At 69.3% G+C, this 20,714-nt stretch carries 17 protein-coding genes and 2 tRNA genes; 12 read left to right on the top strand and 7 right to left on the bottom strand.

Features of this window, described 5'->3' with window-relative positions; all coding sequences use genetic code 11:
• The gene (locus F9278_RS14345; protein ID WP_152168683.1) at positions 1-1,065 is read right to left on the bottom strand and encodes an ABC transporter substrate-binding protein; all 1,065 of its coding nucleotides are present in this window, start codon (positions 1,063-1,065) and stop codon (positions 1-3) included.
• Positions 1,066-1,295: 230 nt separating this feature from the next.
• Positions 1,296-2,531, bottom strand: coding sequence for an ROK family protein (locus F9278_RS14340; protein WP_152168682.1), 1,236 nt, complete (start codon positions 2,529-2,531; stop codon positions 1,296-1,298).
• A 462-nt stretch (positions 2,532-2,993) separates the two neighbouring features.
• Between F9278_RS14340 and F9278_RS14335 the strand changes: the two genes are divergently transcribed.
• Positions 2,994-3,575, top strand: a complete 582-nt coding sequence (locus F9278_RS14335; RefSeq protein WP_152168681.1) for a biotin transporter BioY — start codon at positions 2,994-2,996, stop codon at positions 3,573-3,575.
• Positions 3,576-3,774: 199 nt separating this feature from the next.
• Here the strand turns inward: F9278_RS14335 and F9278_RS14330 are convergent, their stop codons facing one another.
• On the bottom strand, positions 3,775-4,512 hold the full coding sequence (locus F9278_RS14330; RefSeq protein ID WP_152168680.1) for a cell wall protein: 738 nt from the start codon (positions 4,510-4,512) through the stop codon (positions 3,775-3,777).
• Positions 4,513-4,740: 228 nt separating this feature from the next.
• Between F9278_RS14330 and F9278_RS14325 the strand changes: the two genes are divergently transcribed.
• Positions 4,741-6,423, top strand: a complete 1,683-nt coding sequence (locus F9278_RS14325) for a serine/threonine-protein kinase (protein WP_450372066.1) — start codon at positions 4,741-4,743, stop codon at positions 6,421-6,423.
• A 125-nt stretch (positions 6,424-6,548) separates the two neighbouring features.
• Here F9278_RS14325 and F9278_RS14320 read toward each other — a convergent pair whose 3' ends face one another.
• On the bottom strand, positions 6,549-7,988 hold the full coding sequence (locus F9278_RS14320; RefSeq protein ID WP_152168678.1) for an amino acid permease: 1,440 nt from the start codon (positions 7,986-7,988) through the stop codon (positions 6,549-6,551).
• Between the two features lie 277 nt (positions 7,989-8,265).
• Here F9278_RS14320 and F9278_RS14315 point away from each other — a divergent pair, with 277 nt between their 5' ends.
• Both F9278_RS14315 and F9278_RS14310 read left to right on the top strand, forming a co-directional pair.
• A complete protein-coding gene (locus tag F9278_RS14315; protein ID WP_152168677.1) occupies positions 8,266-8,751 on the top strand; it encodes a ribose-5-phosphate isomerase in 486 nt (161 codons plus the stop codon).
• Positions 8,752-8,969: 218 nt separating this feature from the next.
• Positions 8,970-9,791, top strand: coding sequence for an Fpg/Nei family DNA glycosylase (locus F9278_RS14310; protein WP_152168676.1), 822 nt, complete (start codon positions 8,970-8,972; stop codon positions 9,789-9,791).
• A 157-nt stretch (positions 9,792-9,948) separates the two neighbouring features.
• On the opposite strand, the gene F9278_RS14305 is transcribed toward F9278_RS14310, so the two are convergent.
• Entirely contained in the window at positions 9,949-11,196 is a 1,248-nt protein-coding gene (locus tag F9278_RS14305; protein ID WP_152168675.1) for a GNAT family N-acetyltransferase, read from the bottom strand.
• Between the two features lie 225 nt (positions 11,197-11,421).
• Here F9278_RS14305 and F9278_RS14300 point away from each other — a divergent pair, with 225 nt between their 5' ends.
• On the top strand, positions 11,422-12,594 hold the full coding sequence (locus F9278_RS14300) for a PP2C family protein-serine/threonine phosphatase (RefSeq protein WP_152168674.1): 1,173 nt from the start codon (positions 11,422-11,424) through the stop codon (positions 12,592-12,594).
• Between the two features lie 251 nt (positions 12,595-12,845).
• A complete protein-coding gene (locus F9278_RS14295) occupies positions 12,846-13,334 on the top strand; it encodes an HD domain-containing protein (RefSeq protein ID WP_152168673.1) in 489 nt (162 codons plus the stop codon).
• 16 nt (positions 13,335-13,350) lie between these two features.
• Here the strand turns inward: F9278_RS14295 and F9278_RS14290 are convergent, their stop codons facing one another.
• Positions 13,351-14,553 carry an acyltransferase family protein gene (locus F9278_RS14290; RefSeq protein WP_152168672.1) on the bottom strand — a complete coding sequence of 401 codons (1,203 nt, stop codon included), beginning with the start codon at positions 14,551-14,553 and terminating at the stop codon, positions 13,351-13,353.
• 579 nt (positions 14,554-15,132) lie between these two features.
• Between F9278_RS14290 and F9278_RS14285 the strand changes: the two genes are divergently transcribed.
• Positions 15,133-15,327 (top strand): hypothetical protein, encoded by a 195-nt coding sequence (locus tag F9278_RS14285; RefSeq protein WP_152168671.1) that lies wholly within the window; start codon positions 15,133-15,135, stop codon positions 15,325-15,327.
• Positions 15,328-15,430: 103 nt separating this feature from the next.
• Here the strand turns inward: F9278_RS14285 and F9278_RS14280 are convergent.
• Positions 15,431-15,501: transfer RNA gene (locus F9278_RS14280), tRNA-Gly, on the bottom strand.
• Positions 15,502-15,689: 188 nt separating this feature from the next.
• On the opposite strand from F9278_RS14280, the gene F9278_RS14275 reads away from it, so the two are divergent.
• The 5 genes from F9278_RS14275 (at position 15,690) to clpX (ending at position 20,663) form a co-directional block, all read left to right on the top strand.
• Positions 15,690-15,766 (top strand) — tRNA-Pro (locus F9278_RS14275).
• Positions 15,767-15,964: 198 nt separating this feature from the next.
• A complete protein-coding gene (gene tig / locus F9278_RS14270) occupies positions 15,965-17,389 on the top strand; it encodes a trigger factor (RefSeq protein WP_152168670.1) in 1,425 nt (474 codons plus the stop codon).
• A gap of 409 nt (positions 17,390-17,798) precedes the next feature.
• On the top strand, positions 17,799-18,413 hold the full coding sequence (locus F9278_RS14265) for an ATP-dependent Clp protease proteolytic subunit (RefSeq protein ID WP_152173859.1): 615 nt from the start codon (positions 17,799-17,801) through the stop codon (positions 18,411-18,413).
• Between the two features lie 79 nt (positions 18,414-18,492).
• Complete coding sequence (locus tag F9278_RS14260; protein ID WP_152168669.1) at positions 18,493-19,173, top strand: ATP-dependent Clp protease proteolytic subunit; 681 nt, start codon at positions 18,493-18,495, stop codon at positions 19,171-19,173.
• Positions 19,174-19,376: 203 nt separating this feature from the next.
• Positions 19,377-20,663, top strand: a complete 1,287-nt coding sequence (gene clpX / locus F9278_RS14255) for an ATP-dependent Clp protease ATP-binding subunit ClpX (RefSeq protein ID WP_086762710.1) — start codon at positions 19,377-19,379, stop codon at positions 20,661-20,663.
• The last annotated feature ends 51 nt before the right edge of the window (positions 20,664-20,714 follow it).

Here is a 20,714-nt window from a genome sequence, read left to right as displayed (position 1 = left end):
TCACTTCCGGTACTCCTCGGTCACGGCCTTCGCGGCGATCTCCTCGAACCGCCGGTCGAACAGCGTGTCGACGTCGAACTTCCTCACGAAGCCGCCCTCCGCCAGCAGATCCGCGGTCTCCTGCTCCCACTTGACCGCCTCGTCCCAACTCGGCGGGAACAGCGGCTTGTTGGCCAGCTCGGTGATCGACTCGGCCTGGGCGGGCGTCAGGTTCTGGGTCTTCACGTAGAACTCCTCGTTCCAGATGTCCGGGTTCTCGTACTGCCAGACCGCGGCCTTCGCCCAGTACGGGATGTACGCGGCGACGGCGGCCACCTTGTCGGCGTCGGCCAGCACGGAGGCCGGCGCCCACAGCAGGTTGAGCAGGTCCACCACATCGGTGGGGATCGTGCGGGCACCCTTGGCCCTGTACTGCCGCAGATAGGCGGGCGCCTGCTGGTTGGCGAGCGGGGCGACGTCCACCTGGCCCGACTGCAGGGCCGTCAGGAACTGGTTGCTGGTCAGCGGGACGAGTTCCGCGTCGTCGTAGGCGAGCCCCGCCTCCTTCAGCGCCCGCAGCAGGACGACGCCCTGCGCCTGCCCCTGCGAGAAGGCCAGCTTCTTGCCCCGGAAATCCTCGACCGAGGCGATGTCGCTGCCGGGCTTGGTGGCGAAGAGATAGTTCGGTTTCCGGGTCACGTTGATCGCGACGATCTTCGCGTCGTATCCCTGGTAATGCGCCTGGATCGGCGGAATTCCGGCGTTGTTGGCGACGTCCAGCGAACCCGAGCGGAAGGCGTTGATGACATCGGGTCCGGCGCCGATGTTCGCCCATGTGGTCACCTTGAAAGGCAGATCGTCGAGTTTCGCGAGCTTGAGCTGCAATTCCTGCGCCCCCTGGAAGGAGGCGATCTTCAGGCTCGTGCCCGAGGGGACCTTGGTGGGCAACGGCGCGTCGGCAGCCGCCTGGGCGGTCGCCGCGCTGCTGTCGGCGCAGCCGCTGAGCCCGGCCGCCGCGGCCGTGACGCCGAGCAGGGAGGTGAGGAAGAGTCGCCGGTCGAAACCGGGCGCGGCGGAAGAAGGCATGGGAGGACCCCCAGAGGGAAACGGTGGGACTGCGCACGGAATTGCGCACGGAAGAAATCCGCGGAAGCGGACGGAGAATTCAGACAGGAGAAAGTGCCGCGTCGGCCGGAGTGCGAGAGGGGCTCCGGAACGTCAACGTGTCAGCAACAGAGGGTGCGACAACTCGTGAGCAGCATGAATACGATGTTCCCGGTCCTCGGCAATGCCTGTCAACATTCGGAGTTTCTGAATTAACTCGCCTCGGCCCGGACGAGGTCCAGACGCGCCAAGGCCCCCAGTGGATCCCGGTAGAGCACGTCCAGGGCCACCGCTCCACCCGCCGTGGCCAGCACGGAGTCGGGGAAGCTCGTCGGCCCCACGGCCGCCGCCCGGTCCGCCCCGACGGCCTCGTGCACCGCGGCGAGACAGTCCGCCCGGCCGATGACCCCGATCTCGGTGACGACCACGGTCTCCGGGTTCAGCACATCGAGCAGCAGCTCCACCGCCCGCCCCACCATCCGCGCCCGCTCCACCAGCAGCCGTACGGCGGTCGCGTCGCCGTCCGCCGCCGCGTCCAGCAACCGCATCGGGTTCACCCCGTCGATGACCCCGGCCGCGCGGGCCCGCCGGCACAGCGTCCGCTCGCTCAACTCGACCTGGAGGCAGCCGATCCGCCCGCAGTCGCACGGCTCCGTACCGCCGCGCAGCGGCAGATGGGCGATCGCCCCGGCCTGTGAACGGGGCCCGTGGTGCACCTCGTCGTTGGTCGCGAACGCCGCGTCCACCACATTGCCGACGAACAGATGCAGCACACTCCGGCTGCCCCGCGCCCGCCCGAACAACTGCTCGGCACCCACCAACGCCCGCGCGTGCCCGTCCACATGGACCGGCAGCCCGGTCCGGGCGCCGAGCACCTCCCGCACCGGCACCTCGCGCCAGCCGAGCAGCGGATGCTCGACGACGGTCCCCGTCTCCCGGTCCACCCAGCCGCCGGCCGCGAAGCCGACGGCCAGGGCCCGGCAGCCGGGCGCCGCGTCCAGCAGGGCCCGCAGTTCGTCGGCGGCCCGCGCCAGGACCGTGGCCGGGTCGGTGGGGCCGTGCTTCGACCGCCGCTCCACGAGCACCCGTCCGCGCAGATCGAGCAGCGCGACCGTCGTGTACGGCACGGCCACATGCACCCCGCCCACCACGAACAGCGAGTCGTCCAGGTCGAGCGGCACATGCGGACGCCCCGACCCCTTGGACCGGCGGGGCGGTTGGGCCTCACGGATGAGACCGAGCCCCGTGAACCGGGCGCAGTAGTCGGTCACCGAGGCCGGCGACAGCCCGGTCACCCGGGCGATGGTGCTGCGCGCCACGGGCCCGTGCTCCAGCACGGACCGCAGCACCACACTGGCGCTGGTCCGCCGCCGGTCACTGTCGGCGACCCGGGGCACGGGAGAGGGAGCGTAGAGAGTGGTGGTGGGTGCTGTCGCGGCACGGGGCATGGCGATTCATCCTCGGGAACGGGTCCGACACTGCGCCGTCTCGGAAGGCGAGGCGTGCCGGAGCCGCCTCAGCCGGGTCGGCGACAGGTGGCCGCGCCCACGCGTCGCAGGTCGACGTAGCGACGCGACGAGAAGTACCGGGCCTGAGCAACCATGCGCTCGAAGCTAGCAAAACGGTCCACCGCTGCCCAGACGGCGACCGACGGGCGAGACGGCAGCGGTCCACGCCGACGGGCCGATTGGTGAAACCCTACAGATCCGCTCCGACGCCCCGTCAGGACCGCAGCCACGCCACCTCAGTGACCGGCATCACGCCGTACCAGGTGTAACCCGCATCCTTTGTTCGAAGCCCACCAAGCCGCTGATCCCCTCTTTGTCGAGCGCTGACGGTGTCCGGCACCCGGGCCCCGGGATAGCGTCACCGTGTCCCCGCCCTCGTCACCCGCCGGAGTGAGCCCGACCATGAGCACCGCCGCCACGACAGCCCGCCCCGGCGAGGTCCTCGCCGACCTCCTCCCCGTCTCCGGCACCCGTGCCCGTGACATCGCGCTCGTGGTCGGCGGCGCCGCGCTCACCGGGCTCGCCGCCCAGATCGCCGTACCCGTGCCGGGCTCCCCGGTCCCGGTCACCGGCCAGACCTTCGCCGCGCTGCTCGTCGGCACCGCCCTCGGCGCGGGCCGCGGTGTCGCCGCGCTCGGCCTCTACGCGGTGGCCGGTCTCGCCGGTCTGCCGTGGTTCGCGAACGGCACCTCCGGCGTCGGCGTCTCCTTCGGCTACATCCTCGGCATGATCCTGGCCGTCGCCGCCGTGGGCGCCCTGGCCCGGCGCGGCGGCGACCGCTCCACCCTGCGCATGGCGGGCACGATGCTCGTCGGCGAGGCGATCATCTACGCCGTCGGCGTCCCCTACCTCGCCGCCACCGCCCACATCGGCCTCGGCGCCGCCGTGGCCGCCGGCCTCACCCCCTTCCTGATCGGCGACGCCCTCAAGGTCGCCCTGGCCATGGGCCTGCTGCCGACGGCCTGGAAGCTGCTGAAGAAGTAACGGCGCCGCCCGGGCGGCCGGTCGACCGCCCACCGACGTACCGGTCCCCTCCGTCGCATCTAGGGGTCCTTCTGATGGATCTCCGTGGCGTCGCGACGCCCGGCACGCCGAGAGCACGCAGCGAACGCCGCTGCTTCTCCCGCGGAGACCCATCAGAAGGACCCCTAGTGCGCGCGGAGGGGACCGACGCGTTCGGCGGTCAGGACTCCGGGTGGGCCCGGCGCCGGTTCCACCACAGGCCCGCCGCGCCGAGCGACAGCACACGGTCGGCGGGACCGGTCTGCGGCAACTCGTCGGGCTTGCCGTCCTTCCCGCCTCCACTGTCACCGTTGCCGCCGTCACCGCCGCCCGGGGTGACCGGGCTGTTGTCGGTGCCGAGGAGCAGCGGGGTGGCGGGCTCGTTGGGCGACTGGTTGGCCGCGCCGAACGGGACGGGGCCCTGCTGCCAGTACGTCGTCGAACCGTCGGCGTTCTGCACCGGCAGACAGATCTTGCCCTGCTTGCTCAGGTCGTACGTGGCGTCGATCGCATAGCTCTTCGACTTTCCGGCCGGCAGATCGTCGATCGCGCATGCGAAACCGCTGTTCGCGCCGTCGGGAAGATCCCCCTCCGGAATTGCTGAACAACCCTCCACGTTCTTGACCGTCAGGCCGTCGAAACCGACCACGAGCAATCGGATTTCCCCGCTCGCCTTGCCGCCCTCGTTCTTCACGACACCGGTGATATCCGTTTCCCCGGACTTGTTGTCGACTTTGATCTCCTTGGACAGCAGCGTCGAGAGCTTCACGTCCGCCGGTGCCGCGTCCACGGTCTTTCCGCCATGATTGCTCAATCCCCCCTCGTCGTCCGCCGAGGCCGTGAAGCCGAGGACCATCACCGAGGTGAGCGACGCCGTGAGCAGCGATCCGACGATGGCAGCCCTACGATGAGAACTCATGTTCCATGCCCCCTTGTGTCCCCCTGGCCGTGCCTGAATTCACGGCCTATGAAGAGGTACCACAAGATTTCCCAGCACTATGCTGGTGCGGCACGAAGTGTGACCAATGCGCGACCGATTGGTTTTTCTGTGGCGCGTGCGGTCGGTTGTGGAAGGGTTGCGGACGGGATACGGAAGGGGGGCATGGGGGTGCCGGAAATAACGCGCGGCGGTGTTCCTGGTCTTGTCGTGAGCGACCGCTATCGACTGGTCGAAAGCATCGGTCAAGGCGGAATGGGCCGGGTCTGGCGGGCCACCGACGAAATGCTCGACCGGCAGGTCGCCGTCAAGGAAATGCGTATCGACGGCCTCGACCCGGAGGACAGCCGCACCCGACGCGAGCGGACCCTGCGGGAGGCCAGGGCCACGGCCCGCATCGACCACCCCAACGTGGTCCGCGTCTACGACGTGGTCGACGCGGGCGAACGGCTCTGGATCGTCATGGAACTGGTCGACGGCCGCTCCCTGGAACGTCTGGTGGCGGAGGACGGCCCGCTCGACGCGCGCGCCACGGCCCGCGTCGGCCTCGAACTCGTCGACGCGCTGGGCCAGGTGCACGCCCAGGGCGTGCTGCACCGCGACATCAAACCGGCCAACGTCCTGATCAAGCGCACGGGCCTCCACCGGGCCGTCCTCACCGACTTCGGCATCGCGGCCATCCAGAACGCCGAGGCCCTCACCATGGCCGGCATGCTCGTCGGCTCCCCCGACTACATGGCCCCCGAGCGGGTCTCCGGCCGCCCGCAGGGCCCGCCCTCCGACCTCTGGTCCCTCGGCGCCACGCTCTGCGCCGCCCTCGGCGGACGCTCCCCGTTCTCCCGCTCCACCACCCTCGCCACCCTCCACGCGGTGCTCTACGAGGAGCCCGAACTCCCCGCCGCCGCGGGCCCCCTCCACGACATCCTGGCCGCCCTCCTGAAGAAGGAACCCGAGTCCCGCCCCGACCTGCCCCGACTCGTCGACGCCCTCCACGCCATAGCCGCAGACCCACAACCGACCCCACCCGCACCCCCGGCACCGGCCACCCCCACGGACCCGGCCGAGACACCCCCGGAACCGACTCCGACCCCGACCCCGACCCCGACGGTACGGAACCGACCCGACCCCGAGCCACAGGCGAACCCCGAGGAACAGTCCCACCTGAGCCCCCCGCCCCCGAGCACCCCCGCCGAAAGCGACCTGCCGACCCGACCCAGGCCCACCCCCGTCCCCACCCCCGTCCCCACCCCCGTCCCCACCCCCACCCCCGGCCCCCGCCGCCGCCTCGCCCTCGCCCTGGCCACCGCCGTGGCCGTGACCGCCGCCGTCGCCGCCGTGGTCGTACCCGCGATGAACGACTCGCCCGGCGACAAGGGCGGCAAGGACGACAAGGCGTCCTCCGCGACCCCCTCGGCCTCCGCGACCCCCTCGGCCTCCCCGACCGTCGCCGGCACCTCCCGCCCGCCCGAACTGCCGCCCGGCGCCCGCACGGAGGCCGGTGTGTTCGCCTGGGTCCCGCCGGACGGCTTCTCGCGCGAGGTGCACGCCGGTGCCGAGGTGCACTACACCTCGCCCGACGCCCGCCAGGAGATCGTCGGCAAGGCCTCCCTCGCGCGCGGCGATCTGCTGGAGCAGTGGCGGAAGAAGGAGAAGAGCACGGGCGAGGGCCCGGGATACCACCGGATCCGTCTGGAGGAGACCGAGTTCCGGGGCGGGCCCGCCGTCGTGTGGGAGTACACGGTCACGGCCCAGGAACTCCCCTGGCACGTCCGCTCCCTGGGCTTCAACACCGGCGGCAAGTCCTACCAGCTCACCACCTGGTACCACCCCGACATAGAGGACCGGGCCCTCCCGGTCTACGAGAAGGTCGAGAAGACCTTCACCCCCGTGTGAGCGCGAACGGTGACGGGGCCCGGCGGCGTGCAACCGCCACCGGACCCCGTCACCGTCAGAGATTCAGAGATCAGAAACCGGACTCTCAGACTCTCAGACTCTCAAACGCTCAAACGCTCAAACGCTCAGACGTCGGCCTTCTTGCTGCCGCCGCCGATCCTCTCCTTCACCAGCGCGATACCGACGACCACCGCCGCGACCAGCAGCGACAGCAGCAGGATCTCGCGGTTGCCGTGCTCGGTGTCGGTGAGCATGTAGCCGAGGACGAAGAGGATCAACCCGATGGTGGCCCACGTCAGATACGGGTACAGCCACATCTTCACGACGAGCTTCTCCGGCGTCTCCCGCTCGATGATCCGCCGCAAGCGCAGCTGCGAGAAGCAGATGACGAGCCACACGAACAGGGCGACCGCACCGGAGGAGTTGACCAGGAAGAGGAAGACGCCCTCGGGGAAGAAGTAGTTGAAGACGACGGCGACGAAGCCGAAGACCACCGAGGAGAGGATCGCGGCCATCGGCACACCGCGCCCGTTCGTACGGCCGAACGCGCGCGGCGCGTCCCCGCGCTCACCCAGCGAGTACGCCATGCGTGAGGCGGTGTACAGACCGGAGTTGAGACAGGACAGCACCGAGGTCAGCACGATGAAGTTCATGATCTGCCCGGCGTGCGCGATCCCGAGGGAGTCCAGGGCGGCGACGTAGGAGCCCTTCTCCTTGATCGACGGGTCGTCCCACGGCAGCAGCGTGACCACGACGAAGATGGAGCCGAGGTAGAAGACACCGATCCGCCAGATGATGCTGTTGGTGGACTTGGTGACGGCCTTCTGCGGGTTCTCCGTCTCACCGGCGGCCAGCGTGGCGATCTCGCTGCCCATGAAGGAGAAGACGACCAGGAGCACACCGATGAGGATCGCGCCGGCCCCGTTGGGCAGGAACCCGCCGTGGTCGGTGAGGTTCGACAGCCCGGCCTTCCCGGTGTCGGCACCCGGCAGCAGCCCGAACACGGCCAGCCCGCCCACCACGATGAACGCGGCGATCGCGACGACCTTGATCCCGGCGAACCAGAACTCGAACTCGCCGTAGGAACCGACCGACACCAGGTTCGTGGCGGTCAGCACCACCATCACGATCAGCGCCCAGCCCCACTGCGGTACGGCCGGGATCCAGCCCTCCAGGATCACCGCACCCGCGGTGGCCTCGACCGCGAGCACGACGACCCAGAAGAACCAGTACAGCCAGCCGATGGAGAACCCGGCCCAGCGGCCGAGCGCGCGGTCGGCATGGGCGGAGAACGAACCCGAGGTCGGGTTGGCGGCGGACATCTCACCGAGCATCCGCATCACCAGCACCACCATCGTGCCGACGAGCGCGTACGACAGGAGGATGCCGGGGCCGGCGGTCCTGATGCCGGAGCTCGACCCGACGAACAGACCGGCACCGATCACACCGCCGATCGCGATCATCGACAGATGGCGGTTCTTGAGACCGGCGTGCAGACCGGGGGACGGGGGAGAGGAGGAGCCTTCGGTATCCGCCGGGGACGGCAGGGTCGGCTGCGAGGTCATGGGGGGAGGTTTCCTTTGCGCAGTTGTGGGGACTTCCGTGCGTCTGCCCAGCGACTGACCGATCGACTCTCGTAAGAGCGGGAAACGAGACCCGACAGCCGGGGTCCGGGTGGGCCGCTGTAAAGATCGGCCCAGTGAATCGGAGGTGAAAGGATTCCTGAACCTTTGAATCCGGATTGTTACTTGAGATTTACTTGAGGTTCCGTGGTGTGGCTCACGTTTTTACCTGCCCGCACCCCGTCGTGCCGCGCCGAAACACGCGTGTCACACTCGGACCATGCGCGTCTACCTCGGCTCTGATCACGCCGGATACGAACTCAAGAACCACCTCGTGGAGTGGGTGAAGGCCGCGGGCCACGAGCCCGTCGACTGCGGGCCCCACATCTACGACGCCCAGGACGACTACCCGCCCTTCTGCCTCCGCGCGGCGGAGCGCACGGCCGCGGACCCCGGGTCCCTCGGCATCGTCATCGGCGGCTCGGGCAACGGTGAGCAGATCGCCGCGAACAAGGTGGCCGGCGTCCGTGCCGCGCTCGCGTGGAGCGCCGAGACGGCCGCGCTGGGCCGCGAGCACAACAACGCGAACGTCGTCGCCGTCGGTGCCCGGATGCACTCCGAGGAGGACGCGACCAAGTTCGTCGAGACCTTCCTCAACACCCCGTTCTCCGGTGACGAGCGTCACATCCGCCGCATCGACATGCTCGCCGCCTACGAGACGACGGGCGACCTCCCCCCGATCCCGGCACACCACCCCCAGCCGTAGCTTCTGGGCCGCCCACGAGCTCGGGCGACCGGGCTCGGAGGGCGACCGCGGGCCCGGTGGGGCTTCTCGCGCAGTTCCCCGCGCCCCTCAACGGCATGGGTGGCGCCCGGAGTCTTTCAGGGGCGCGGGGAACTGCGCGACCAGCGCCCACCCACCCGCACCCGACCACGCACCCCGAACCACCCCCCACCCACCCTGCCGAACCCCCGGAGGGCAACGTGCCGGAGGGGCACACCATCCACCGCCTCGCCCAGGACTGCCGCGAACACTTCGGCGGAGCCGGGCCCACCCATGTCACCAGCCCCCAGGGCAAGTTCGCCGACGCCGCCGCGCTCCTCACCGGCACCCCCCTCCACACCGCCGAGGCCCACGGCAAACACCTCTTCCTGCACTTCGGCGACGAGGCCGCCGAGGAACGGGTCCACATCCACCTCGGCCTCTTCGGCAAGGTCACCTTCGGCCCGGCCCCCGCGCCCCCGCCCACGGACACCGTCCGCCTGCGGCTGCGCAACGACACCTCGTACATGGACCTCCGGGGCCCCACGACCTGCGCCCTGATCACCGACGCCGAGAAGCGGGCCGTCCACGCCCGCCTCGGCCCGGACCCGCTCCGCCCCGACGCCGACCCGGCCCGCGCCTACGCCAGGGTCTCCCGCAGCCGTACGGCGATCGCCGCGCTCCTCCTGGACCAGAAGGTGATCGCGGGCGTCGGCAACGTCTATCGCGCCGAGGTCCTCTTCCGGCACGGCATCGACCCGTACCGCGCGGGCAAGGACATCACCGCCGAGGAATGGGACGCGATCTGGGCCGACCTCGTCGCCCTGATGCGCGAGGGCGTCCGCCACAACCGCATCGACACCGTCCGCCCGGAACACCTCCCGGAGGCCATGGGCCGCCCGCCGCGCGTCGACGACCACGGCGGCGAGGTGTACGTGTACCGCAGGGCGGCCAGGGCCTGTCACATCTGCGCCGACGAGATCCGCACCGCCGACCTCGCCACCCGCAACCTCTTCTGGTGCCCGACCTGCCAGCGGCGATGAACCCCGGGCCGCCGCCGTCCCAGGGCCTGTCTGACAATTCCCGTCTGCCTCGCGACGCCATGCACGCTCCCCCGCTCTCGGCCTCGCTCGACCGGGAGGGGCCCCCACGACGCCGCGGGGCCGCCCTCCGGGCGACGACGGGAATTGTCAACAGGCCCTAGAACCCGTGCGGCAGCCAGGGTGCCGCGGTCGACGACAGGAACGCCAGGGACGCCTCCGCCAGCGCGCCTTCGCGCAGTTCCCGTACCCGTCCGGCCGCGGCCAGCGAGGACAGGCTCACCCCGCCCAGATAGGCCGACCCCAACTCCCGTACGGAGAGGGAGAGATCGGCGGCGTCGGCGGTCCGCTCGCAGGTGGCGCCCTTGGGGTCGCCGGTGAGCCGCCAACGCCCCTCGTTCCAGGGGCAGAAGGCGTCCTCGACCTCGAACACCACGTCCAGCGGTGCCTGATAGGTCCGCGCCCGCAGCGCCGCACCGACCTCCACGAGCCGCAGATACAGATCGTCCTTCATCCGCAGCCCGCACCGCCGGACGTCCGACACCAGATGCAGCAACGGATCGTCGACCGGCAGCCGAGGGGCGACCACGCACCGCGTCAGGTCGATGTCGAAGAGGAACCGCCACAACGCGGCCCGCGCGGCGGGATCCAGGGCCTCCAGCGAACCCACCTGGACGACGCCCTCCGCCCCGCCCGGCCCCCAGTCCGCCTTCACCCAGAACCGCGCGTACCCGACCACCCCGGAACCGCCCCCGTCCCCGGCCCGTTCGGCCACCACGCACTGCAGCGGCGACGCCCCTTGCCGCTGCTGCTCCGTGTCCAGCAGGTCCAACCGCTCCCAGCCGGGCCGCCGCTCCAGCATCCCCGGCCGCTCCGGCACCCGGCGCGCGTACACCGTCTCGCACGCGTCGAGCACCTCGGCGGGGTCCGCGTACCGCAGCCGTACGTCATCGGTGCCGGGCGGTACGGACAGCCGTACCCGGGTGGTGTCGATGTCCGCGCCGAGCCGCTGCGTGGCCAGGCCGTACCCGAACCGGCCGTAGATCACCGGCTCGGACGCCGTCAGCACGGCCACCGACTCCCCCCAGGAGCGGACGTCGTCCAACTGCCGCCGCATCATGGACGTCAGTACCCCGCGCCGCCGGTGCGTGGCCGCGACCCCGACCATCGTGACGCCCGCCACCGGCACGACGGCACCGCCCGGCACCGTGAGCCGGAAGTCGTACGCTCCGGCCGACCCCACGCACTGATCGCCGTCCCACACCCCGATCGAGCGGTCGTACGGCGTGAGCGCCTGCCACAACTCCCGTTCCTCGGCCGGTTCCGGGACTCCGCCGAAGGCGCGGAGGAGGTTGTCGTACCAGACGGTCCAGTCTTCCTTGCGCAGCGCCCGCAGCTCAGTCGTCATACGCCATGCCTAGCAGGGCAATCCGGTACGAGCGAGCGAATTTGCCCCGCGCGTCGCCGTTCGACGTGGGATCCTTCCCAGGTGCCGCACGGAGGGCGCACGGGGGCAGAAGAACACGTTCCGGTGTGAGATCTGTGTGAGATTCGTCGTGAACCGGCCCTCGGAAGGGGGACAAGTAGGACCTCCTGTGCACAGGGGCTGGTCCGATGGATAAGGTCCCGAACAATGGCAGCAGGACGAGAGCGGCGCGCGGCGGCCGATACGTTCACGGCCCGGATGAAGAAGCTGGTTCACCGGGCCCGCACCGGCGTGCGCAAATCCGCCGTCGACTACTTCCGCGGGGACGGCTCCGACTGGATCGCCCTCGCCGGTCTGCTGCTGATGATCCCGCTGATCGCCTGTCTCACCCTGATCGACGAGGTGTGGTTCTCACCCGCCGTCCTCGTCCTCCCCATCGTCGCGGGCGGTCTGCTGCTCCGCCCCGCGAGCCTCCTCAGCCTCTACGCCGCCGCCGCGACCGCGCTGATCATCGAGTCCGTGAAGCTCGGCCCCTACACCGAGGGCCCGGCCAGAGTCACCCCCGGCATAGTGCTGGTGGTCGCTGCCTGCGGTTTCTTCGGCCTGCTCATCGCCCAGTTCCGCAGCCGCGTCGGCGTCCCCTGGCGGCGCGGCGGCACCATGCTCTTCGACCTGCGTGAACGCATCCGCGTCCAGAGCAAGTTGCCGCAGCTGCCGGCCGGCTGGCATCGCGAGATGGCCCTGCGCCCGGCGGGCGGCCAGTCCTTCTCCGGCGACTTCGTCGTGGCCGCCCGTACGAACGGCGGTCGCACCCTCGAAGTCGTCCTCACCGACGTCTCCGGCAAGGGCATGGACGCGGGCTCCCGGGCCCTGCTCCTCTCCGGCGCCTTCGGCGGCCTGCTGGGATCGCTCCCACCGCACGCGTTCCTCCCGGCGGCCAACGGCTATCTCCTGCGCCAGGACTGGGACGAGGGCTTCGCGACCTCCATCCACCTCGTCCTCGACCTCGACTCCGGCGACTACGAACTCTTCTCCGCCGGCCATCCACCCGGCCTCCAGCTCAGTGCCGGCACCGGCCGCTGGGAGGAGAAGGCCGCCGAGGGCCCCCTCCTCGGGGTCTACGACGGCGCCCAGTTCGACCCCGTCAAGGGCTCCCTGCGCCCCGGCGACGTCCTGATGCTCTTCACCGACGGCCTCGTGGAGACCTCCGACCGCGACATAGTCGAAGGCATCGACCGCCTCACCGGCGAGGCCGACCGCTACGTGGCCGGCGGCTTCCACGGCGCCGCCTGGCACCTCATCGAAGCAGTGGCCAAGGACGTCAACGACGACCGAGCCCTACTCCTCATCTGCCGAGAAGGCCCCAGACCCCCCAGGTGACCAACCGCACCCCGTAAACGGCGCAGGGAACGACGCGCCCCTCAGGGGCGCGGGGAACTGCGCGACAAGCCCCGACGAACCCGCACCCGCCCCCAACCCCCCCCGCCCCCAACCCCCCGCCCCCCTACCCATTAGGCGCTCAAGGGGGTCAAAGGGGCACAGCCCCTTGAGGACGGGACGGGTAGGGGCGGCGGGGGCGACAACCAAACCCACACCCCACACCCCGAACCCCACCACCCCCAGGAGCCCCGATGCCCCCAACCCCCCTCACCCTCCCCGAAATAGAGACCCTCGCCAGAACCGCCCACGCCACCCAGACGGACAAGTCCGGCCACCCCTACACCGAACACCTCCAAGCCGTGGCGAACGGCGTAGGAACGAGAGGCGGCGACGAGGACCAGATCGCCGCGGCCTGGCTGCACGACGCCATAGAGGACGACGCCCTCACCGAGGAATGGCTCAGGGACGCCCCCCTGACCCCCCGCACGAAGGCCATTGTTCTGGCCCTCACCAAACGCCCCGGCGAACCCCCGGAGTCCTACGCCGCCCGCATCCTCAGCACCCCCGGCGCCCTCCTCGTCAAACAGTCCGACCTCGCCCACAACGCGAACCCGGCCCGCCTCGCCGCCCTGGACACCCCCACCCGCACCCGCCTGACCCACAAGTACGCCCACATGCGAAACCTCCTCGGCCTGCCGGACGAACCGACGGCCGAGGAGGCTGCGAACAACCAGAACTGAACGGGGGGAGTACCGCCTACGCCTTGGCCCCGACCTTCCCCCGCTCACGCGCCAACTCGGCCGCGTCCCGCTTGAACGCCCACTCCATCCGAGGCTCCATCGCGAACCGGAACATCCGCTGCACCGGCGGCGTGCACAACAACGTGATCACGGCCGCCGCGACGAACGTGACGAACAGCTCACCGGCCGGCTGGTACACCCACGCGTTCGTGTCGTACCAGTGCCAGAACCGGGAGCCCTTCGCGAGGAACCCGTGCAGCAGGTAGCCGTACAGCGTGCCCGCGCCCAGCACGGTGAACCACGTCTTCCGCCGGGGCACCCAGGCGAAGAAGCAGGTGGTGAGCACCATGGAGCAGCCGAACAGCGCGAAGGTCATGACGACCCCGGCCCACCACGGCGCACCCAGCTCCTGCGCGCTGTCCCGGTGGTAGAACCACGCCGAGTTCATGTCCGGCCCCAGCCAGTACGCCAGCGCCAGCGCGCCCGCCGCGACCGGCAGGGACAGTATCCGCACCTCACGGCGCCGCATGAACTGGAAGTGCGCGGGCTTCATGAAGAGACCGACGACGAAGAACGGCAGGAACTGCAGGACCCGTTGCAGATCCAGGTCGTCACCGATGTCGGGCGAGACCGAGGCGAGCGCCGCGATGCCGAGCGCCAACGGGATCGGCCAGCGCACCACCTTCCACAGCGGTGTCGTCAGCCGCCACACGAACAGCGCGATCAGGAACCAGGTGAGGTACCAGGGGTCGAGCAGGCTGATCGGGTGCGAGGGATCGTTGTCGCCGTACCGCTTGAAGAACGAGTACGCGATCTCGAACAGCACGTACGGCACGGCGATACCGGTGATCAGCCGGCGGAGCCGGTCCGGGCGCATGTCGAAGCTGCGCGAGAAGTAGCCGGAGATGATGATGAACGCCGGCATGTGGAACGTGTACACGCACATGTACAGCGCCTCGGCGGCGCGACTGTGGTCGGTCAGCGGCTCCCACGCGTGCCCCATCGCGACGAGCACGATGGCGAGGTACTTGGCGTTGTCGAAGAACGCGTCACGTTGTTTGGCCGGTCTGGCCTCCGGGGAGGCGCCACTTGGCGTCGGGTGGGGGGACGAGGACTTCAGCGAGCGCGGACTCGGCACTCCGTCGGCCGGCGACTGTGGTGACTGTGCCGGCGGGAGCGGCGCCCTGGACCGGTCGTGCGGTCGCAGCGAGTTCGTCACAGACCCTCCCGCCGGGCACTCCGGTGGGCGGTCCGAGCACTCGCTGCGCAAGTGGGGGACGAGGCAGCGGTGAACATCTGAGGCACCCTAGCGTTGTCTGTGCGATTTCGTAAAACCATCGACGTGAATCCTGTATTGAGGGGTACGTGTCACCACCGGGTACCCAGGATTCGGTGAAGTCGTCATCGGGCAGAGCATCACCGTCCGTACACCACAAGGCACATGACGCGCACCGTTCTGTCCGCATTCATCCCGACTAAATGGTGCATAACATGCGCAGGCGACTCTGGTGGAATGTCCGGTTAATTGCCGTCCTGCCCCTGTCTCTTGATGTGTCTGTGGCAACAATTCGAATTACCTGCGGCCGGGTTGTGTGTGCATGGAAACGATCACCCCGAATTCACTCCCGGCACCCTCCCGTTGATCCGTGGCCCGGGTGGCGCGCGTGCGGTGCCGTGGCCGACGTTGCCTCACCCGCTGCATATGACGGCCTGGTTGGTGGCACGATGGTTCTGGCGGGGTGCGCGTGGGGTCGGCGCCCCGGGCCGGGAGTGCGGACCGACCGAGGGTGTGATCTGTGTGGCCATTTCGCTGTCAGTGGTGCTCTTGCTGGGGATCATCCTGGTAGTCCTGATGCGAGGAGGGACGATCAAGGCCGGACCGGCCGTGGTCGCCATCCTCTTCGGCTTCTTCCTCGCCTCGACGGGTATGGCCGACGACATCCAACGCTTCCTGGACTCGATAGCGGACACGATCAACTCGATCCAGTTCTAGCGACCGTGACCGCCCGGATACGTCCGAACACCCGCCGTGAGGCGACAAAAAACCTCCGGCCCGGCGTCGAGGAATCCCTCGAAACCGGGCCGGAGGCCATAAGAGCGGGCGACGGGAATCGAACCCGCGTAGCTAGTTTGGAAGACTAGGGCTCTACCATTGAGCTACGCCCGCACAGCTCGCGCCGCAGGTCGGAGGACCGCGGCACTGAAGGCATCGTAGCGGGTCGGGCGCCCCGGCCGCACACCCCTTCCGGTCGCGCCCCTCGGCCACCCCGGCGCCCGCCGTCGCACACACCCGCGCACTCGGTAAATGCGGCAACCGCATGGCCTGCGGGCATGTACCCTACGTGTCGCACCAGACGGGGTGTGGCGCAGCTTGGTAGCGCGTCCGCTTTGGGAGCGGAAGGCCGTGGGTTCAAATCCCGCCACCCCGACCACCGTGCCGACGGGCGCGCCCGCCACCGGCAAGATCACCTTTTGGGGCGTGTACCGCCTGCGGTTACTATGCAAGCTGCGCGCCCGTGTGTCTGCACTCTCATGTCTCTCAGCGGCCGCGAATCTTGCTGAAGTCCCGTCGCACCCGGCGGGGAATGTCAGCAGAACCCAAAGAAGTCAGCCCCCAAGGAGACCGAACCGTGAAGAGCGCCGTGGAGACCCTGAACCCGACCCGGGTTCGGCTCAGCATCGAGGTGCCCTTCGAGGAGCTCAAGGACAGCCTCGACGCGGCGTACAAGAAGATCAACCAGCAGGTCACGGTGAAGGGCTTCCGCAAGGGCAAGATCCCGGCCCGCGTCATCGACCAGCGGTTCGGCCGCGGTGCGGTTCTGGAGGAGGCCGTCAACGACGCGCTCCCGAAGTTCTACACCGACGCGGTCAACGAGGCCGAGCTCAACGTCCTCGGCCAGCCCGAGGTCGACATCACGGAGCTGAAGGACGGCGAGACGCTGAACTTCACCGCCGAGGTCGACGTCCGCCCGACCATCGAGATCCCGGACTACTCCGGCATCGAGGTCGAGGTCGACGCCGTCGAGGTCACCGAGGAGGACATCGAGAAGGCGGTCGAGCAGCTGCGCGAGCGCTTCGCCTCCACCTCCCCGGTCGAGCGCGCCGCCGAGGACGGCGACGTCGTGACGATCGACCTGCAGGCCAAGGTCGACGGCGAGGTCCTGGAGGACGGCGTCGCCGACGGCGTCTCCTACACCATCGGCTCCGGCGAGCTGCTGGACGGCATCGACGACGCCGTGAAGGGCCTGGAGGCCGGTGGCGAGGCCACCTTCGCCTCCGAGCTGAAGGGCGGCTCGGCGGCCGGCAAGGAGGCTGAGGTCACCGTCAAGGTCACCCAGGTCGCCGCCCGTGAACTCCCGGCCCTGGACGACGAGTTCGCCCAGCTCGCCTCGGAGTTCGACACCCTCGAGGAGCTGCGCGCGGACAGCCGCAAGCGCCTGGAGAACATGAAGCAGTACGACCAGGCCACGCAGGCCCAGGAGCGCGTCCTCGAGAAGCTCCTGGACATCGTCGAGGTGCCCGTCCCCGAGAAGCTGCTCGAGGACGAGATCAACACCCGCAAGCACAACCTGGAGCACCACCAGCTCGGCCAGATGGGCCTCGACCTCGAGAAGTACCTCGAGATCCAGGGCAAGACGGTCGAGGAGTTCGACGCCGAGACCAAGGAAGCGGCCGTCAAGGGCATCAAGACCCAGTTCGTCCTCGACGAGCTGGTCGCCAAGGAGGAGCTGAACGTCAACCAGGAGGAGCTCACCGAGCACCTCATGCGGCGCGCGGCCTCCTCCGGCATGTCCCCGGACCAGTTCGCCCAGGCCGTCGTCCAGAACAACCAGGTCCAGCTCCTCGTCGGCGAGGTCGCCCGCGGCAAGGCCCTGGCCCTGGTCGTCGAGTCCTCCACGGTGAAGGACACCAACGGCGAGATCGTCGACCTGGACGACGACGAGGACGAGGCCGACTCCGTCGCGGAGACCGAGGAGACCGAGGAGACCCCGGCCGCCGCCGAGGCCGCCGAGGAGGCCCCGGAGGCCGCCGCCGAGGAGAAGAACGAGGCCTGATCCCCCGGTAGTCGGTGGATGGCTGTCGACGGGCCCCTGGATCACTTGTGACCCAGGGGCCCGTCGGCCTGCCCGAGGGGCGCGGGGAACGGCGCGACCGGCCACGTACGAGCCGCAGACGCGTCTGCCACGCCAGGCGCATCGGCGAGTGTGGCTTGTACGTGGCGGGCCGCGCAGTTCTCCGCGCCCCTTCCCGGGCCGGAGGCCACCAGGCACCCTGCTCAGCCCGGCGGAGCGCATGCGCTGACAGCGAACAGTTCCCTCTGCGGGATTCACCGGCGGAGCCACCGCGTTAGGGTCCATGAATACGAGGGCGGAGCCATCGGCGAACGGCTCGGCCCCCGGAAGGGAAACGTGAAGACGGCCCGGCGCCGTCGTAAGACGAGCAGGTGGATACGTGACGAATCTGATGCCCTATGCCGCCGGCGAGCCTTCCATCGGTGGTGGCCTCGGCGACCAGGTCTACAACCGGCTGCTTGGCGAGCGGATCATCTTCCTCGGCCAGCCGGTCGACGACGACATTGCCAACAAGATCACCGCACAGCTGCTGCTCCTTGCCGCAGACCCCGACAAGGACATCTACCTCTACATCAACAGCCCCGGCGGCTCGATCACGGCCGGTATGGCGATCTACGACACGATGCAGTTCATCAAGAACGACGTGGTGACCATCGCCATGGGCCTCGCGGCCTCGATGGGCCAGTTCCTGCTCAGCGCGGGCACCCCCGGCAAGCGCTTCGCGCTGCCGAACGCCGAGATCCTGATCCACCAGCCCTCCGCGGGCCTGGCGGGCTCGGCCTCCGACATCAAGATCCACGCCGAGCGGCTGCTGCACACCAAGAGGCGCATGGCCGAGCTGACCTCGCAGCACACCGGCCAGACGGTCGAGCAGGTGACCCGCGACTCGGACCGTGACCGCTGGTTCGACGCCTTCGAGGCCAAGGAGTACGGCCTCATCGACGACGTGATCCCCACGGCCGCCGGTATGCCGGGCGGCGGCGGCACCGGGGCCGGGCAGGAGTGACGGCACCCGCCGCCACCCCCACCCCCGCGAAGCCCCCAGCCGACCGCCTCAGCCCCTCTCAGGCTCCCAGGAGACACAAGTGAACGACTTCCCCGGCAGCGGCCTCCACGACGGCGCACGCTCCCAGTACTCGGGCCCGACGGCCGAGTCCCGTTATGTCATCCCGCGCTTCGTCGAGCGCACCTCGCAGGGCATCCGTGAGTACGACCCGTACGCGAAGCTCTTCGAGGAGCGGGTGATCTTCCTCGGGGTGCAGATCGACGACGCCTCCGCCAACGACGTCATGGCGCAGCTGCTGTGCCTGGAGTCGATGGACCCCGACCGGGACATCTCCGTCTACATCAACAGCCCCGGCGGCTCCTTCACGGCGCTCACCGCGATCTACGACACGATGCAGTTCGTGAAGCCCGACATCCAGACGGTCTGCATGGGCCAGGCGGCCTCCGCCGCCGCGATCCTGCTGGCCGCCGGTACGCCGGGCAAGCGCATGGCGCTGCCGAACGCCCGCGTCCTGATCCACCAGCCGTACAGCGAGACGGGCCGGGGTCAGGTCTCCGACCTGGAGATCGCCGCCAACGAGATCCTCCGGATGCGCGCGCAGCTGGAGGACATGCTGGCCAAGCACTCCACCACACCGATCGAGAAGATCCGCGAGGACATCGAGCGCGACAAGATCCTCACGGCCGAGGACGCGCTCTCGTACGGCCTGATCGACCAGATCATCTCCACGCGGAAGATGAACAACGCGGACGTCCGCTGACGGCGGAAAGGCTGTATTGTCTGCCGCCCCTTGGCATGGTTGGCACCGTTTGACCCAGTGCACGACAAGGTGCACGTCAAAGCGAACCGTGCCAAGGGGGGCCCGAACGGGGGGCCCGGCAAGGTACCGTCGACATAAGGCAGCACCAGGAGCCGCTGGATTTCAATTGTCCAGGCGTCTCCCAGGCGAAGGGGAAGCACACCGTGGCACGCATCGGTGACGGCGGCGATCTGCTCAAGTGCTCGTTCTGCGGCAAGAGCCAGAAGCAGGTCAAGAAGCTCATCGCAGGGCCCGGTGTGTACATCTGCGACGAGTGCATCGACCTCTGCAACGAGATCATCGAGGAGGAGCTCGCGGAGACCAGCGAGGTCCGCTGGGAGGAACTCCCGAAGCCTCGCGAGATCTACGAGTTCCTCGAGGGATACGTAGTCGGCCAGGAGGCGGCCAAGAAGGCGCTCTCGGTAGCCGTCTACAACCACTACAAGCGGGTCCAGGCCGGTGAGAACGGCGGCGGTCAAAGCCGCGAGGACGCCATCGAGTTGGCGAAGTCCAACATCCTGCTGCTGGGCCCCACGGGCTCCGGCAAGACCCTCCTCGCGCAGACCCTCGCGCGCATGCTGAACGTCCCGTTCGCGATCGCCGACGCGACGGCGCTCACCGAGGCGGGCTATGTCGGCGAGGACGTCGAGAACATTCTGCTGAAGCTGATCCAGGCGGCGGACTACGACGTCAAGAAAGCCGAAACGGGCATCATCTACATCGACGAGATCGACAAGGTCGCGCGGAAGAGTGAAAACCCCTCCATCACGCGCGATGTGTCGGGCGAGGGTGTCCAGCAGGCCCTGTTGAAGATCCTGGAAGGCACGACCGCCTCGGTCCCCCCGCAGGGCGGCCGTAAGCACCCGCACCAGGAATTCATCCAGATCGACACCACGAACGTCCTGTTCATCGTCGGCGGTGCCTTCTCCGGCCTGGAGAAGATCATCGAATCCCGGGCCGGCGCCAAGGGCATCGGCTTCGGCGCGACGATCCGCTCCAAGCGCGAGCTGGAGTCCAAGGACCAGTTCGAGGACGTCATGCCGGAGGACCTGGTCAAGTTCGGCATGATCCCGGAGTTCATCGGCCGTCTCCCGGTCATCACCTCGGTCCACAACCTGGACCGCGAGGCCCTCCTCCAGATCCTCATCGAGCCGCGCAACGCGCTGGTCAAGCAGTACCAGCGCCTCTTCGAACTCGACGGCGTGGAGCTGGACTTCGAGCGCGAGGCCCTCGAAGCCATCGCCGACCAGGCCATCCTCCGCCAGACCGGCGCGCGCGGCCTGCGCGCCATCATGGAGGAAGTCCTCATGTCGGTCATGTACGAGGTCCCGTCCCGCAAGGACGTGGCCCGAGTCGTCATCAACGCCGACGTCGTCCGCTCGAACGTCAACCCCACCCTGATCCCACGCGACGCGCGCGGCCGGGGGCCGGGGGAGCAGAAGACGGCGTAAGCCGTCGGCGGTACACGGACATCGAAAGGGGCCCCGGTCAACAGACCGGGG

The organism is Streptomyces phaeolivaceus, from assembly GCF_009184865.1.
Classification (GTDB): domain Bacteria; phylum Actinomycetota; class Actinomycetes; order Streptomycetales; family Streptomycetaceae; genus Streptomyces; species Streptomyces phaeolivaceus.
The sequence above is the reverse complement of the archived record's forward strand: the minus strand, read 5'-3'. Positions and strand labels throughout refer to the sequence as shown.